The organism is Frondihabitans sp. PhB188 (assembly GCF_003752365.1).
Lineage (GTDB): Bacteria > Actinomycetota > Actinomycetes > Actinomycetales > Microbacteriaceae > Frondihabitans.
The window spans coordinates 364,113-379,332 of sequence record NZ_RJUO01000003.1 but is presented as its reverse complement, the minus strand read 5'-3'; the positions used below and the strand labels follow the sequence as shown (position 1 = coordinate 379,332).

19 protein-coding genes are annotated in these 15,220 nt (G+C 69.5%); 12 read left to right on the top strand and 7 right to left on the bottom strand.

The genetic code is table 11. From position 1 onward, the window contains the following. Positions 1–3 precede the first annotated feature (3 nt). The gene (locus tag EDF46_RS10560; protein ID WP_123506233.1) at positions 4–408 is read left to right on the top strand and encodes a tautomerase family protein; all 405 of its coding nucleotides are present in this window, start codon (positions 4–6) and stop codon (positions 406–408) included. A gap of 118 nt (positions 409–526) precedes the next feature. Here EDF46_RS10560 and EDF46_RS10555 read toward each other — a convergent pair whose 3' ends face one another. Further along, positions 527–1,288, bottom strand: a complete 762-nt coding sequence (locus EDF46_RS10555) for a GntR family transcriptional regulator (RefSeq protein ID WP_123506232.1) — start codon at positions 1,286–1,288, stop codon at positions 527–529. Positions 1,289–1,478: 190 nt separating this feature from the next. Between EDF46_RS10555 and EDF46_RS10550 the strand changes: the two genes are divergently transcribed. Next, complete coding sequence (locus EDF46_RS10550; protein ID WP_123506231.1) at positions 1,479–2,765, top strand: glycoside hydrolase family 2 TIM barrel-domain containing protein; 1,287 nt, start codon at positions 1,479–1,481, stop codon at positions 2,763–2,765. Between the two features lie 84 nt (positions 2,766–2,849). On the opposite strand, the gene EDF46_RS10545 is transcribed toward EDF46_RS10550, so the two are convergent. Then, positions 2,850–3,440 (bottom strand): exonuclease domain-containing protein, encoded by a 591-nt coding sequence (locus EDF46_RS10545; RefSeq protein WP_123506230.1) that lies wholly within the window; start codon positions 3,438–3,440, stop codon positions 2,850–2,852. A gap of 170 nt (positions 3,441–3,610) precedes the next feature. Between EDF46_RS10545 and ychF the strand changes: the two genes are divergently transcribed. The 5 genes from ychF to EDF46_RS10520 all read left to right on the top strand — a co-directional run bounded on the left by ychF (position 3,611) and on the right by EDF46_RS10520 (position 6,611). Beyond that, on the top strand, positions 3,611–4,684 hold the full coding sequence (gene ychF / locus EDF46_RS10540; protein ID WP_123506537.1) for a redox-regulated ATPase YchF: 1,074 nt from the start codon (positions 3,611–3,613) through the stop codon (positions 4,682–4,684). 72 nt (positions 4,685–4,756) lie between these two features. Then, a complete protein-coding gene (locus tag EDF46_RS10535) occupies positions 4,757–5,353 on the top strand; it encodes an LON peptidase substrate-binding domain-containing protein (RefSeq protein WP_123506536.1) in 597 nt (198 codons plus the stop codon). A 93-nt stretch (positions 5,354–5,446) separates the two neighbouring features. Next, entirely contained in the window at positions 5,447–5,737 is a 291-nt protein-coding gene (locus EDF46_RS10530; protein WP_233579992.1) for a hypothetical protein, read from the top strand. A 90-nt stretch (positions 5,738–5,827) separates the two neighbouring features. Then, positions 5,828–6,292 (top strand): phage tail protein, encoded by a 465-nt coding sequence (locus EDF46_RS10525; protein ID WP_123506229.1) that lies wholly within the window; start codon positions 5,828–5,830, stop codon positions 6,290–6,292. 103 nt (positions 6,293–6,395) lie between these two features. Continuing rightward, positions 6,396–6,611 (top strand): hypothetical protein, encoded by a 216-nt coding sequence (locus EDF46_RS10520; protein ID WP_123506228.1) that lies wholly within the window; start codon positions 6,396–6,398, stop codon positions 6,609–6,611. 142 nt (positions 6,612–6,753) lie between these two features. On the opposite strand, the gene EDF46_RS10515 is transcribed toward EDF46_RS10520, so the two are convergent. Beyond that, the gene (locus EDF46_RS10515) at positions 6,754–7,260 is read right to left on the bottom strand and encodes a DUF1877 family protein (RefSeq protein WP_158614216.1); all 507 of its coding nucleotides are present in this window, start codon (positions 7,258–7,260) and stop codon (positions 6,754–6,756) included. A 122-nt stretch (positions 7,261–7,382) separates the two neighbouring features. Here EDF46_RS10515 and EDF46_RS10510 point away from each other — a divergent pair, with 122 nt between their 5' ends. Next, the gene (locus EDF46_RS10510) at positions 7,383–7,673 is read left to right on the top strand and encodes a hypothetical protein (protein WP_123506226.1); all 291 of its coding nucleotides are present in this window, start codon (positions 7,383–7,385) and stop codon (positions 7,671–7,673) included. A 131-nt stretch (positions 7,674–7,804) separates the two neighbouring features. On the opposite strand, the gene EDF46_RS10505 is transcribed toward EDF46_RS10510, so the two are convergent. Next, positions 7,805–8,164 (bottom strand): DUF4180 domain-containing protein, encoded by a 360-nt coding sequence (locus EDF46_RS10505; protein ID WP_123506225.1) that lies wholly within the window; start codon positions 8,162–8,164, stop codon positions 7,805–7,807. 158 nt (positions 8,165–8,322) lie between these two features. Then, on the bottom strand, positions 8,323–9,270 hold the full coding sequence (locus EDF46_RS10500; protein ID WP_233580014.1) for a bifunctional methionine sulfoxide reductase B/A protein: 948 nt from the start codon (positions 9,268–9,270) through the stop codon (positions 8,323–8,325). 107 nt (positions 9,271–9,377) lie between these two features. On the opposite strand from EDF46_RS10500, the gene EDF46_RS10495 reads away from it, so the two are divergent. Then, a complete protein-coding gene (locus tag EDF46_RS10495) occupies positions 9,378–10,988 on the top strand; it encodes an ABC-F family ATP-binding cassette domain-containing protein (RefSeq protein ID WP_123506223.1) in 1,611 nt (536 codons plus the stop codon). A 10-nt stretch (positions 10,989–10,998) separates the two neighbouring features. Beyond that, complete coding sequence (locus EDF46_RS10490; RefSeq protein WP_123506222.1) at positions 10,999–11,838, top strand: NAD-dependent epimerase/dehydratase family protein; 840 nt, start codon at positions 10,999–11,001, stop codon at positions 11,836–11,838. A 54-nt stretch (positions 11,839–11,892) separates the two neighbouring features. On the opposite strand, the gene bla is transcribed toward EDF46_RS10490, so the two are convergent. After that, the gene (gene bla, locus EDF46_RS10485) at positions 11,893–12,816 is read right to left on the bottom strand and encodes a class A beta-lactamase (RefSeq protein WP_233579991.1); all 924 of its coding nucleotides are present in this window, start codon (positions 12,814–12,816) and stop codon (positions 11,893–11,895) included. Positions 12,817–13,010: 194 nt separating this feature from the next. Here bla and deoC point away from each other — a divergent pair, with 194 nt between their 5' ends. After that, a complete protein-coding gene (gene deoC / locus EDF46_RS10480; RefSeq protein WP_123506221.1) occupies positions 13,011–13,721 on the top strand; it encodes a deoxyribose-phosphate aldolase in 711 nt (236 codons plus the stop codon). Here the strand turns inward: deoC and EDF46_RS10475 are convergent. Beyond that, positions 13,715–14,647 (bottom strand): glycerophosphodiester phosphodiesterase family protein, encoded by a 933-nt coding sequence (locus EDF46_RS10475; RefSeq protein WP_158614215.1) that lies wholly within the window; start codon positions 14,645–14,647, stop codon positions 13,715–13,717. The genes deoC and EDF46_RS10475 overlap by 7 nt on opposite strands. Positions 14,648–14,744: 97 nt before the next feature. Between EDF46_RS10475 and EDF46_RS10470 the strand changes: the two genes are divergently transcribed. Then, a complete protein-coding gene (locus EDF46_RS10470) occupies positions 14,745–15,131 on the top strand; it encodes a VOC family protein (protein ID WP_123506219.1) in 387 nt (128 codons plus the stop codon). Positions 15,132–15,220: the final 89 nt, after the last annotated feature.

Genomic DNA, 15,220 nt, shown 5'->3' with positions numbered 1-15,220 from the left:
CGCATGCCCCTCGTCAGAATCGACGTCACCGCCGGCCGTCCCGACTCGGAGGTCACCGCGATCGCCGACGCCATCCACGAGGCGATCGTGGAGGTCTACGGCATCCCGGTGCGCGACCGCTTCCAGATCATCACCGAGCTCCCCGCCAGCCGCATCATCGCGCAGGACGCCGGGCTCGGCTTCGAGCGCACCGACGGCGTCGTCATGATCCAGATCGTCACCCAGCGCGGCCGCACCGACGAGACGAAGGCGGCGCTCTACGACCGCATCGCCACCGGCCTCGCCGGCGTCGGCGTCGCGGGCGAGGACGTCTTCATCGGCTACGTCGAGAACGGCCCGCAGGACTGGTCGTTCGGCCTCGGCGTCGCCCAGTACATGACCGGCGAGCTCTCCGTCCCGAAGGCGTAGCCGACTGCCATCAGCGGGAGTGCTCGGGTGCGTGAGATGCAAGGCGGAGCCCCGCCGGCAATAGCGAAGCTATGCCGGCGGGGCGACAACGCCGCAGATTGCGCGTCCGAGTGCTCCCCTACTTCTCGACGAGGGTGATCGAGAACGAGTACAGGTCGGGGCGGTAGCAGTGGTAGCCGACCTCGACGGCACGGCCCGACGCGTCGTAGGCCGTGCGGCTCATGGTCAGCACGGCCCCGTGCTCGTCGATCTCGAGCAGCGACGCCTCGTCGTCGACGGCGGCCCGAGCCCCGATGGTCTGCTTGGCGACGCGCATCGTCACGCCGCGGCCGCGCAGCACCTGGTAGAGGCCGAACTCCTCGAAGTCGATGGCCGACAGGTCGGCGACGACCGTCGGCAGGTAGTTCTCGAGAAGCGCGACCGGCACGTCGTCGGCCAGCCGGAGGCGTCGGATGTGCGTGACGGGATCGCCCACCGCGATGCCCAGGGCCTCGGCGATCTGCTCGTCGGCGGGGAGGACGCTGTGCGACAGCACGCGCGTCGTCGGGTGCTGGTCGCCCGAGCGGAGATCGTCGAACAGGCTCGTCAGCTCGACCTTGCGGCTCACGGGCCCGTGCACGACCTGCGTGCCGATGCCGCGCCGACGCACGAGCAGGCCCTTGTCGACGAGCTCCTGGATCGCACGGCGGATCGTGGGGCGCGACAGGCCGAGGCGCTCGCCGAGGGCGACCTCGTTCTCGAGGCGCGATCCTGCCGGAAGCACTCCCGTGGCGATCGCGTTCTCGATGCGGCTCGAGACCTGGAAGTAGAGCGGCATGGGCCCCGAGCGGTCGAGGTCCATGAAGAGGTCGGGCGGCAGCACGCCATCGTGTTCGGTCATCGAGTCTTCCCGGTACAGGCGGCGGCCCGAGGCCGTCGCGCGATTGTTCAGACATTATCATCGGCGATGCGCGGCTGGTGCGGTCCGCGCCTCTCAGACGCGCGGGGTTCTGTCGGTTCCCTCTTTGGGGGACTGACGGGGGAGGCGGCGGCACGTAGCGTGGTCGTCAACCGATCACTCTGGAGGCCCCATGCCCCGCCCTCTGCTTGCGCGTGCTATCGCGACGACCGCGGCCCTCGCACTCGGGACCGCCGCTCTCGTCGCCGCGCAGCCCGCCGCCGCTGCGACGACGGGCGTCCATGTCACCGGTACGACGGGCCACTGGTCGCTCACGGTCGACGGCCAGCCGTACGCGGTGAAGGGCGTCACCTACGATCCCAAGGTCAACGCCCCGGCGAAGTACCTGCCCGACGTGCACGCGATGGGCGCCAACACCGTGCGCGACTGGGGTACCGACATCTCGTCGACCACCCACGACCTCTTCACCGCCGCCGAAGACAACCACCTGCGCGTCATCGCCGGCTTCTGGATCGACTACGGCCAGGACTGGACCACGAACTCCGCCTACCAGTCGCAGATGATCAGCGAGATCACCAAGACCGTCACGTTCTACAAGAACAGCGACGCCGTGCTGATGTGGGACGTCGGCAACGAGGTCATGCAGAACCTCCCGTCGAGCGCCCAGCGGGCCGCCTACGCGAAGTTCATCGAGAAGGCCGCGAAGGCGATCCACAAGGCCGACCCCGACCACCCGGTCACGTCGACCGACTCGCAGACGTCGTTCTGGCCCGCGTACGAGAAGTACGCCCCGTCTCTCGACCTCTTCGCCCTGAACACGTACGGCGGCATCACGTCGGTGAAGAAGGCCTGGGGCGCAGGAACGTACACGAAGCCGTACATCCTCACCGAAGCGGGTACGGACGGCTACTGGGAGGTCCCCGCCGACCGCAACGGTCAGCCGACGCAGCCGAGCGATGCGGCCGCCGCCGCCGACTACACCGCCGCATGGAAGGCCATCGTCGGCGACCCGGGTGTCGCCCTGGGCGGCACCATGTTCCACTACTCGAACGAGACCGACCAGAACGCGATCTGGTTCGGCCTCCGCCCCGGTGATCTCAAGCGGGCGTCGTACTACGCGCTCGTCAAGGCGTGGGGTGGGAGCGTCGGGGCGAACCGGCCGCCGGTGGTGTCGCAGATGAAGTTCTCGACGTACGCGGTGAAGGCGGGCAAGACGTTCATCCTGGCGGCTCCCGCCACCGATCCCGACCGCGACGCCATCGCCTACGCGATCACGCGCACACCCCTGGCGATCGGCGCCAACGGGATCCCGCCGGCCGCGCATGCCACGAAGCTGACACCCGGGCGGTACACGGTCAAGGCGCCGGCGACACCTGGGGTGTACCGGTTCTACGCGCGCGTCAGCGACGGGCATGGGAACGCCGACTACGAGTCGAGGACGATCCGCGTCACGCGGTGACGACGGCGCTGCGAGCCCGAAGCGGTCTCGTTTGGACGTCGTCTCGTGTCGACGTCGTCTCGTCTCGACGCCGTCCTGTCTCGTCTACACGAAGCGGACGGTGCGCTTCGGCTCGAGCACGTTGACGCGGACGCCCGCGGCCGCGGCCAGCTCGTCGACGGTCGTCGCGCCGTGACGTTTCGCCGCGTGCACGATGATCGCCGCGCACGCCTCGGCGTCGGCCAGGGCGTCGTGGTGCGTGAACTCCTCGAAGCCCGCGGCCCTGGCGGCCACCGGCAGGCGGTACGACTCGAGGGCGTACGTCTTGCGCGCCACCTGGAGGCTGCAGAGGTAGCGGGACGCCGGCGGCTCCTGGCCGGTGGCCTCGCACGCGCCGCGGATCACGCCCATGTCGAAGCCCGCGTTGTGAGCCACGAGCACGTCGTCGCCGGCGAACTCGACGAGGTCGTTGAGCTGCTCGTGCCAGCCCAGCGCGTCGATGACGTCGGACTGCCGGATGCCGTGGATGCGGGTGTTCCACTCGCTGAACTCGTCGTGCCCGGGCGGCGGCTTGATCAGCCAGTACGCGCGATCGACGACCCGGCCGTCGCTGACCCGCACCATGCCCACCGAGCACGCGGAGGCACTGGACGAGTTAGCGGTCTCGAAGTCGATGGCAACGTAGTCGAGTGGCATGGCGACATCGTGTCACGGGGTGCCGACATTGCCGGAACCCACGCGGGCGGTCCCGCGGTCGGCCCTCCGTCTGTCCTGCGGGCCCTCCGTCCGTCCCGTCGGGCCCTCCGTCCGTCCCGTCGGGCCCTCCGTCCGTCCCGTCGGGCCGGCTCCGGTTAGGCTCTATGACCGTGGCTCTCACTATCGCGATCGTCGGACTCCCCAATGTGGGCAAGTCCACCCTCTTCAACGCCCTGACCAAGAACCAGGTGCTGGCGGCGAACTACCCGTTCGCGACCATCGAGCCGAACGTCGGCATCGTGAACCTGCCCGACCCGCGCCTGCAGGTGCTCGCCGACCTCTTCAGCAGCGAGAAGATCCTGCCCGCGCCGGTGTCGTTCGTCGACATCGCCGGCATCGTGAAGGGCGCGTCGGAGGGCGAGGGGCTCGGCAACAAGTTCCTGGCCAATATCCGCGAGGCCGACGCCATCGCCGAGGTGGTCCGCGGATTCGCCGACCCCGACGTGGTCCACGTCGACGGCGTCGTCGACCCGGCGGCCGACATGGGCACGATCAACACCGAGCTGATCCTCGCCGACCTCGAGACCGTCGAGAAGGCGCTCGTGCGGTACGAGAAGGAGCTCCGCCTCAAGCGCGTCGAGCCGATCGTGCACGACACTGCGGTCGCCGCCCGCGACGCGCTCCAGCGCGGCGAGGCCCTCTCATCTACCAAGCTCGACCTCGAGCCGATCCGCGAGCTCGGCCTGCTCACGGCCAAGCCCTTCATCTACGTGTTCAACGTCGACGAGGCCGTCATCGGCTCGCCCGAGCGCCAGGCTGAGCTCTCTGCCCTCGTGGCGCCGGCCGAGGCGATCTTCCTCGACGCGAAGATCGAGTCCGAGCTCATCGACCTCGATCCCGCGGACGCCGCCGAGCTGCTCGCGTCGACGGGTCAGGAGGAGTCGGGCCTCGACCAGCTCGCCCGCATCGGCTTCGACACGCTGGGCCTGCAGACCTACCTCACGGCCGGCCCGAAAGAGACCCGCGCCTGGACCATCGGCAAGGGCTGGAAGGCGCCGCAGGCCGCCGGCGTCATCCACACCGACTTCGAGAAGGGCTTCATCAAGGCCGAGGTCATCTCGTTCTCCGACCTCGTCGAGACCGGCTCCATCGCCGAGGCGCGCAGCCACGGCAAGGCCCGCATCGAGGGCAAGGAGTACGTCATGCAGGACGGCGACGTGGTGGAGTTCCGCTTCAACAACTAGGCGTTCTTCGCGGTGTGGACGAGCGCTCTCCGGGCACCTGTGAACTTGTTGTCCGCGGTGCTTCACTGGGTTATGGCCGTCTCACCGATGTTCCCGCTGGGATCAGTGCTGTTCCCATTCGTGCCCATCCAGCTGCGTATCTTCGAGCCTCGGTATCTCACGTTGGTCGGCCGCTTGCTCGACGAGGATGAACCCGAGTTCGGCGTCGTCCTCATCGAGCGCGGATCAGAAGCCGGGGGTGGCGACCAGCGCGCCTCGGTCGGGACGATGGCGCGTCTCGTGAGCGCCGCCGCGGGCGCCGACGACCTGTTCATCGTCGGCCTGGGGACCCGGCGGTTCACGGTCGAACGTTGGGTCGACGAGGATCCGTACCCGCGGGCCGAGCTCTCGATTCTGCCGGATCTCGAGTGGTCCGAGAAGCTCGCACCCCTGCGGGCCCAGGCCGAAGCAGCTGTCCGCCGCCTGATTGTTCGCGCCGCGGGGCCCCAGTCGGATGACGACATCGAGCTGTCGGACGATCCAGTCGCAGCCGTCTGGCAACTGGCGGCGATCGCCCCGCTGGGTGATTACGACAGCTACACCCTGTTGAGGTCGACGACCTTGGGGGGTCTCCTGCGTCAACTGATCGATCTGGTCCTCGAGGCCGAGGAGCTCTGGTCCGCCGAGTGAGGCTTCTCACCACCGTTCACTTCGGGCGTGAGGACTGTTTTGGAGAGAGACGCCCCTCGCCTCTGCAGCGAGACGACGTGCCAGGGTGGGGAAATGACGCAGGACGAGCCGACAACCGTGACCCTGTGGCGACCGACTGGTCCCGAGGAGCTCGAGCTGGTGCGCGAGTCAGGATGGTCAGCGTGGCCGCCGCGCCTCCCGGAGCAGCCGGACTTCTACCCGGTGCTGAACGAAGACTACGCGATCCGGATCGCGCCGGACTGGAACGTGCGGGCGTCGGGGGTGGGGCACGTGACGAAGTTCGAGGTCGACGGCGAGTTCCTGCGCCAGTTCGACGTGCAGCAGGTCGGCGGCGAGATCGTGGAGACCGTCGGCCAGCCCTAGGTGGTCCGGCGCGAAACGCGACGCGATTCGAGAACCGCGGCGACACGGAGGCGCGCTAGCGTTGCCCCACCGAGAACACCGAGGAGCCCCATGCCCTACACCGTCGACTTCGTGAACGTCTCCACGACCGGCCTCGAGACATCGCCGGTCGCCGACGCGCTCGCCGGCCTCCGCGCCAATGAGGCCCGCTACTTCAAGAACAAGTACGATCACGTCTTCGTCACATCGACGGTCGAGGAGGCTCCCGAGACGCTCGCCTGGATCACCGACATCCTGAAGACCGAGCGCGACATCGAGATCGCGTCGAAGCCGCTCGAGGTCACCGAGTTCGAGGTCGAGGGCATGCGCATGGCATACGTCTTCTTCGAGTCGGGGCTCTCGATCAACGTCATGTACACGGTGGCCGACGGCAGCAAGCGCGCCGTCGGCATCAAGCTCTCCGACGGCATGGAGGTGCCCGACGAGCTGGTCGAGCGCTTCAAGTTCGCGCGCCAGAAGTCAAAGCTCGCCGGAACGATCCGCGGCTCCTTCTTCGTCATCAAGGGCGAGCACTAGCGCGACTGCGACGACCGCCGGGTACATCCGGTGAGCCGCGCACATCTTCGGGGGAGTGTGCTGGGGTCAACTCCTTGCTCCATCTCAACCGAAAGGCTCCACCATGAACCCCGTCAAGTTCGTCCACGACCTCGGCTTCCGTAGCGAGCACATGTACCTCGGCGGCTTCGCCTCCATCATCATCGCCCTGCTCGCATGGCTGGTGTCGCGTGGCAAGAAGTCTGACGACAAGGCGCAGTCCGACCGCTGGGGCATCTTCGTCGGCCACTGGGCGCCGACGTTCTTCGCGCTCGGCCTCGCCCTGAAGAACGAGGAGTAGCCGCCTCCGGGTGGGCGCACCTCGTCGAGGCCGCCCACCCGTGCCACGGGCGCAGGAACTGCAGCTCCCCGGGCTCACCCGATCCGCCAGCGCACCCGATGCGCCCGCGCACCCGGTGCGCCAGTTCACCCGATGCGCCCGCTCACCCGATGCGATAGACCACGCCGTGGCCGGCCGCCGCGGTCCGCGCCGTGAACTCCTTCGCCTTCTCGAGGTAGTGCCCGACGTACGAGACGTCTTCGCGGAGCCGGTCGGCCGCCTCGTCGTCCATTCGCCCGCGCCAACGCTCGGAGGCGAGGAACATCGCGAGGACGTCGACCTTGTCGACGTGAGTGATCCAGAGCGCGATCTCGGCTATCTCGGAGGGCTCCAGCACGGCGTAGTGGCAGCGGTACCCCTCCGCATAGCCGTTGGGATACTGCACCTCGCCCTGCACGAGCTTCAGACACGGGTCGTCGGGGTAGCGGTGGGGCCAGACGAAGAGCCGCTGGAAGTACTGCCAGGACTTGTCGAGCTCCAGCACCAGACGGTCGTCGTCGGGATCGTCGTGATCGACGATCGGATTGTTGTTCATGTAGTCGAGTGGGTTCTGGCGAGCGAGCGCGATGTCGTCGGCGAGGACCGGATAGGCGTAGTAGCGGATTCCCATGCCGACGATCCTCGAGTCGGAGCGGCGGTGTCCGCTGGCGTTCTCCACAGGCCCAGCGGCAATCGTTCTGCCCTGGGCGGACTGGGGAGAATCCTCCACAGGTCGAGGCATAGGCTCCGACCATGCCGCACATCGTCTACGCCGGAGTCCGCACCGCCATCTCGTCGTCGCAGCTCGTCGACCTGAAAGACAAGCTCACCGCGGCCGCAGCCGCGGGCGAGCCGCTCGAGATCAGCCTGATCGACGCCGAGGGCAGCGCCTCGTGGCTGTTCTGGACGCCAGGTGCGCCCATCGTCCTCAACGACGCCGACGTGCCGCCGGTGCCGGAGTTCCCGTTCCCCGACCTCTCGTCGCTCGGGTTGCCCGGGTTCCCAGAGGCGCCGCCGCAGCAGCAGCGGCGCGTGGGGTTCTGAGGCGCGGGATCCTCAGCGGAGGACGCCCCGCGGGCGCACAGGGATGCGGCCGCGGATCTGCACGCCCCACAAGGAGAAGACGGTCGCGCCGCATGCCTCACAAGGATGGCCAGGGCCTGAATCCTTGTCAGTCACCCCGCGAGTCGCGCCGCCAGAGTCGCCTCGTCGCGCACGAACCACACCTGCGAACCGGTGTTCGACTCGCGGATCCAGTCGCGAAGGGCTGAGCTCGACGCCTCGAACGCCGAGACGTCGCCCAGCACGACCAGGCGGACGCGGTAGTTCACGAGCTTCTGCGCGAAGTGGCCGGCCAGCCGCGTCGACAGGTCGAAGAACGCCGGGTCGAAGCGCCCGACCGGAATGGCGATGACCTCGGCCTCCGCACCGAACGCCTCGCCCAGGAGGTCGACGGCGTCGCCTTCCGTCGAGAGCGGCGGGCCGTCGTCGTCGGCGAACAGCACGCGCCCACCCGGGAAGTCGTCGATGCGCATGCCGCCAGCCTAGGTCGCGGCTGCGTCCTCATCGAAGGACGCCCTGCGACCTCGCAAGGAGATCGCCCACGATCTGCACGCCCCACAAGGAGAACGGCCCTCGCCAGCATCGCTGACAAGGACCGCCCTCCCTTACTTCCTTACCTAAGGACGACGCCTCAGCTCACGACGCTCGCGTCCCGCGCCGGCAGCCGCCACCCCGGCCGCACGTAGTGGCACGTGTACCCGTACGGGTCCTTCTCGAGGTAGTCCTGGTGCTCCTCCTCGGCCTCCCAGAAGTCCGACGCCGGTGTCACCTCGGTGACGACCTTGCCCGGCCAGAGACCGGAGGCGTCGACGTCGGCGATGGTGTCGAGAGCCGTCTCGCGCTGCGCCTCGGACGTGAAGAAGATCGCCGAGCGGTAGCTCTCGCCGACATCGTTGCCCTGGCGGTTCTTCGTCGACGGGTCGTGGATCTGGAAGAAGAACTCCAGGATCTCGCGGTACGACGTCAACGCCGGGTCGAACACGATCTCGACTGCCTCGGCGTGACCGGCGTGGTGCCGGTAGGTGGCGTTGGCCTGCGTGCCGCCCGAGTACCCGACGCGCGTCGAGATGATGCCCGGTCGGCGGCGCAGCAGCTGCTGCGCGCCCCAGAAGCACCCTCCGGCCAGCACGGCCGTCTCACGCGCCGATGAGCCGATCGGTGTGGTCGGCGACTCGAACAGGTGCGAGTACTCGCCGTAGCCCTCCGACTCGAGCGACCCCGCCGGCACGAACCGGAGAGCCGCGGAGTTCATGCAGTAGCGCTCGCCGCCGGCGGCCGTCGGGCCGTCCGGGAAGACGTGGCCCAGGTGGCTGTCGCCCGTCGCCGAGCGGACCTCGGTGCGCTTCATGAACAGCTTGCGATCGGTCTTCGTGGTAACGCTCTCAGCCGCGATCGGCTTCGTGAAGCTCGGCCAGCCGGTGCCGCTGTCGTACTTGTCGGTCGACGAGAACAGCGGCTCGCCGGTCACGACGTCCACGTAGATGCCGGGCGCCTTCTGGTCCCAGAACTCGTTGTCGAACGCCGGCTCGGTTCCGCCCCGCTGCGTGACACGGAACTGCTCGGCGTTCAGGGCCTTCACGGCCTCGTCGGTCTTGCTGTATGAGTTCGACACTGTGCCTCCAATGGTCGGTATCTGGTCTCTACAACACGCACCGGGGCCGATACGTTCCCTGTCAGACTGAGTCCATGAGTCTGCTCCGCCTGAACGACGTCACCGTCCGATTCGAGAACCGTCCCGTGCTGCGCGAGGCCTTCCTGAAGCTCGAGCAGGGCGATCGAGTCGGCCTGATCGGCCGCAACGGATCGGGCAAGACGACGCTGCTCAAGCTGATTCTCGAGCAGGTGCAGCCCGACGAGGGCACGGTCGCGGTCGAGCAAGGTGTCACCGTCGGCTACTTCTCGCAGTTCTCCGAGCTCGACGGCGCCAACACCATCGTCGCGGAGCTCGAGGGTCTGTTCAGCCACGTCACCGACATCGAGCAGGAACTCGCGGCCATCGACGCCCGCATCGCCGTCGTCGCCGTCGATCCCGATGCCGGCGACGAGCTGACACGCCTCATCGACCGCCAGGCCGAGCTGTTCGCCGAGATGGACCGTCTCGACGGCTGGGAGTACGGACGCCACATCGACACGGCCCTCAGCGTGCTCGGCTTCAGCGATGCCCACCGCACGAGCCCGATCGACGACCTATCGGGCGGCTGGCGCAATCGCGCGGCCCTCGCGAAGCTCGTGCTGCAGAAGCCCGACGTGCTGCTGCTCGACGAGCCCACGAACTTCCTCGACGTCGCGGGCGTGGAGTGGCTCGAAGCGTGGTTCCGCGACTTCCGCGGCGGCGCGATCGTCGTCTCGCACGACCGGTCGTTCCTCGACGCCATCGCGACCCGCATCGTCGAGGTCGAGAACTTCCACCTCCACGAGTACGCGGGCAACTTCGCCGAGTACATCACGCAGAAGACCTTCCGCCTCAAGACCCTCGAGTCGCAGTACCAGCACGAGTCCGAGCTGCTCGCCTTCGAGTCCGAGGGGATCGCCGACCGCCGCGAGGCCGCGAAGGCGGCGAAGGCGGGCACGACCCTGTCGAAAGAGCTGGCGAAGATCAAGAAGTCGCGAACGCCGCGCCCCGTCGACCAGATCATCACCGAGATCTACGGCGGGCTGCACGTCAAAGACGTGCTCGGCCGCGTCGAGGGTCTTGCCAAGTCGTACGGCGACCGCACGCTCTTCCGCGACGTGTCGTTCGAGGTCCATCGACGCGAGCGCATCGTCGTGCTCGGCGCCAACGGCAGCGGCAAGAGCACCCTGCTGCGGGTGCTCACGGGCGAGGAGGCGCAGGAACGCGGGTCGGTCACCTGGTCGGCCGGCGCCAAGGTCGTGTCGTACAACCGCGTGCTCGACGAGCTGGACGGCGACGACACGGTCACCCACGCCGTCAACGCGATGCCCGACAGCCTGGCGCTGACGGCGACCCGCAAGTCGGTCGGCCGGTTCCTGGCGATGTTCCAGTTCTCGGAGGCCGATCTGCAGTCGCGGATCAAGAACCTCTCCGGCGGGCAGCGCGCCCGCGTGGCGATGGCGCAGTGCCTGCTCTCGGGAGCGTCGGTGCTGCTCCTCGACGAGCCGACCAACCACCTCGACCTCGCCAGCACCCAGGTGATGGAGCGGGCGCTGGAGCACTTCCCCGGCGCGGTCGTCGTCGTGTCGCACGACCGCTTCTTCGCCGAGAAGGTCGGCACCCGTCGGGTCGTCTTCGGCGCCGAGGGCGCCGAGGCCGGCGAGCTCGAGATCACCGCGGCCTAGGCGCCTCGACATGACGATCCTCATCGCCGGAGCCGGCGACCTCGGCACCGAGGTCGGCCTCCGCTTCGTCGCGCAGGGCGAGCACGTCGTCGCCGTGCGACGTCGGGCCGATCTCCTCCCCGCCGCCCTCGACTCCGTGTCGCTCGATCTCCGGAGCGATCGGCTCGTCGTCCCGCCGGACACCACCGTCATCGTCGTGGCTCTGACCGCGGGGGAGCGCTCGCCGGAAGCGTATCGAGCCACCTACGTCGACGGGCTCGCAGCGGTGCTCGACGCGGTGGACGCATCGGAGGCCGATCCACGGATCCTGCTGGTGTCGTCGACAGCCGTGTACGGCGTGGACGACGGATCGGAGGTGACGGAGGCGACGGAGGCCCTGCCATCGACGCCGACCGCCGAAGTGCTGCTGGAGGCCGAGGTTCTCCTGAACCGGCGGGCAGCGCACCCCGTCGTGGTGCGGGTGGGAGGCATCTACGGGCCCGGGCGCGAGTTTTTAATCGATCAGGTGCGCAGCGGTGCGTCGTCCGTGCCGGAGGCGTCGCCCTTCACGAACCGGATCCACCGCGACGACATCGCCGCGGCCCTCGTCCATCTCGCCGGGCTCGAGGCGGCGCCGCCTCTCGTGCTCGCGGTCGACGACGAGCCCGCACGCCTCGGCGACGTCTTCCGCTTCCTGGCCGCCGAGCTCCAGGTCGCCCCGCCCGACGAGACGCGGAAGGAACTGCGCGGGGCCGGCGACAAGCGGATCAGCAACGCGCTGCTCCGGTCGACGGGGTTCCGCTTCGTCTACCCGACGTTCCGCGAGGGCTACCGGGCCGTGCTCGCGGGCGAGGGGATCCGGCACCCGTAGGCTTCCGGCCCGGGATGGCGGAAGCTATCCGATGGGGCTCGCCGACGTCGTCGCTCAGCGGAGCTGCTCGACTACCGCCTTCGTCGCGTCAGCGAGCAGGTCGTCGTCGCTGGCCGCGCCCTCGACGCCGCGATCGCTGAGGAGGGCGAGCACGATCGGGTCGCCGGTCGACGGGTAGACCACCGCGATGTCGTTGCGGGTGCCGTAGGAGGCGTTCCCCGTCTTGTCGGCGACCCGCCACCCGGCGGGGACCCCGGCGCGGATCCAGGGCGCCCCGGTCGTGTTGCCGAGAAGGAGGTCGCGGAGTTCCTGCGCCCGGGTTCGCGAGAGGGTGCCGCCGAGGACGAAGCCGCGCAGGTCGCCGGCGATGGCGGCGGGCGTGGTCGTGTCGCGGGGGTCGCCCGGCGTCGCGGTGTTCACGTCGGGCTCGGTGCGGTCGACGTTCGTCACGTCGTCGCCGAGCGACCGGAGCGCACTGGTCAGGTCCGCCGGGCCGCCGAGCTGCTCGAGCAGGAGGTTCGCGGCGGTGTTGTCGCTGTACTGGAGGGCGGCGGCGATGATCGCGCGGACGGTCATTCCGCTGGCGACGTGCTTCTCGGTGACGGGGGAGTAGTCGACGAGGTCGCTCGCGGAGTACCGGACCACCGCGTCGAGCTCGGCATCGGTCTGCGTCTTCAGGAGGACGCCCGCGGCGAGGGCCTTGTACGTCGACGCGAAGGTGAAGCGCTCGCCGGAGCGGTACTCGACGGTGCGGCCGGTGCCCGTGTCGACGGCGTAGACGCCGAGCCGGGCGGAGTAGCGGGACTCGAGGGCGCGGAACGGGGCCGCGTCGGCGGTGGGGGATGCGGTCGGGGCGGCTGTCGTCGAGGCCGACGTCGTCTCGGTCGCCATTGTCTGGCCCGCGGTCGGCGGCGGGGCCGTGCAGCCGGCGAGGAGGAGGGCGGACGAGGCGAGGGCGATCAGCGGGAGGGCACGCACGGTGCCAGTGTGCGCGGGCCGACCTGGGTGTTCCGTGGTGGCTTGGCCGCTCGCGCGCGCGAGGTGGCCCTCGTCGTCGGGGGGCCCGGGCCGGGGCGACGCCGAGGGCCATCTCGCGGGCGGCCGGGCAGCCCGAAGCGACGCGGACGGCCACCTCGCGCAAGAGCGTCGGCCGCCCCGGCTAACCTGGGAGCATGAACCACGAGACCGAGCCCACCCCCGCCGACGTCGCCGGGATCGTCGACCACACCCTCCTCAAGCCCGAGGCCACGCGCGCCCACGTCGACGCCCTCATCGCCGAGGCGGCCGACCTGGGCACGTACTCGATCTGCGTCTCGCCGTCGATGCTCCCCGTCACCCTGCCGGAGGGCAGCGGGCTCAAGGTCGCCGTTGTCTGCGGCTTCCCGAGCGGCAAGCACACGTCGGCCGTGAAAGCGTTCGAGGCCGCCGAGTCGGTGCGTCTCGGCGCCGACGAGATCGACATGGTCATCGACGTCGGGGCCGCGAAGGCGGGCGAGTTCTCCGCCGTCGAGGCTGACATCGCCGCGGTGCGGGCGGCAGTTCCTGCGCCCACGGTTCTCAAGGTGATCATCGAGTCGGCCGTGCTCACCGACGACGAGATCGTCGCCGTCTCGAAGGCCGCCGAGGCGGCCGGGGCCGACTTCGTCAAGACCTCGACCGGTTTCCACCCCGCAGGCGGCGCCACCGAGCACGCCGTCGCGCTCATGGCTCAGACCGTCGGAGGCCGACTCGGCGTCAAGGCGTCGGGCGGGGTGCGGAGCCTCGCTGACGCACGCCGCTACATCGCCGCCGGTGCCACTCGCCTCGGTGTCTCGGGTACGCGTGCGCTGCTGGCCTCAGGTGACGATGCGGGCGCAGGAACGAGCGCTTCGTCGTCTTACTGAGCACCGCCCGCCGTCAGATGCGGCACGGTCTCCGCCACCCCCGACAGCATGAGCCCGTCGGCCCCGAGTGCCAGGGCGGCGCGCGCGGCCTCGAGGGAGGGCACGACGTGAGCGATCACGGGCTTGCCCATCGACCGCACCCCCGCCCACTGGCCGGAGGCGCCGCCGTAGTCGAGGCCGAGCACCGACCAGTAGTCCTGCGTGTCGGTGAGCAGAGACGGCTCGGCCGCGATCTCGTTCGCGTAGTAGAACCCCCAGCCGCGATAGCCGCGCGAGCGGGACTCCGTCGCCCAGGGGATGCTCGTGCAGTAGCCCTTGGCGATGATCGACTCGGTCGGCGCCGAGACGCGCTTCTCGATGATCGCGAACACCTCGCCGAAGCGTGACGGGTCGGCCGCCTTCGGGTCGACGAAGAGCGTGTGCGTCGAGGCATGCGCGTCGAGGATGCTCTCGAATCGCGCGTACGGGCGGGTCGCCTGGCCGGGAGTTCCCGTGCTCGGCGGCTTGATGCGGAGCGCGTTGATCTCGGCCCAGGTGTAGTCGGCCGCCTCGATGTGGAAGGTGCCCGACGTGCGGTCGAGGGTGGTGTCGTGGAGGCCGAACCAGACGCCGTCCGACGAGCGCGCGAGCGACACCTCGAGGGCGTTGATGCCGGCGGAGACCGATCGCTTGTAGGCGTACAGCGACTCCTCGGGCCAGTCGCGCGATCCGCCGTGGTGGGCGACCGTGAACCCCGGGGTGTCGAGGAGCCGAGTGGCCAGGCGCCCTGCCGTCTCGGCCGCTTCGGCGGGTTGCTCGGTGGCGGCCGGTGGACGCAGTGCGAACGCCGCGCCGGTGCCGGCCCCGGCCAGCGCGACCGCGCCCGCGCCGATCAGGACCGCCCGGCGAGACGGCCCGCGCTTCGGTTCGGGTCCGGCGCTGGACATATCGCAAGTATGAGCATTCGTCACGCCGATCGATAGGGGGTCGTCGAAGTTCGCTGGCCCATCGGCGTCGGCGTGTGCCGTGGCGTACCCTGCGGGCATGACGACACGACCTTCGATCCGCCTCGACCTGACGGTGCTGGACGCCGCCGACATCGCAGGCCTCGCCGACTTCTACCGGACGATCCTCGGCTGGGACTTCATTGACGCCGACGACGACTGGATCACCATCCGGCCCGCCGAGGGCGTCGCGCCGGGCATGGCCTTCCAGCTGGCGCCCGACCACGTCGCACCGACCTGGCCCGACGGGGCCGTGCCGCAGCAGAGCCATCTCGACCTCGACGTGGTCGATCTCGACGAGGCCGAGGCGTTCGTGCTCGAGGCGGGCGCGACCGCGACGGGGCTGCCCGAAGGAGAGGGGCACACGTTCCGGGTGTACCTCGACCCGGCGGGGCATCCGTTCTGCCTGTGCCGCGAGCCGGCCTGACGGCGGCGGGGCTCACCCACGTGGGCGGCAGATGATCGCCGCCGGGGCGGGGCTCCTGCGCCGCCGGCGGGGGTAGCCGCCGGGGCGGG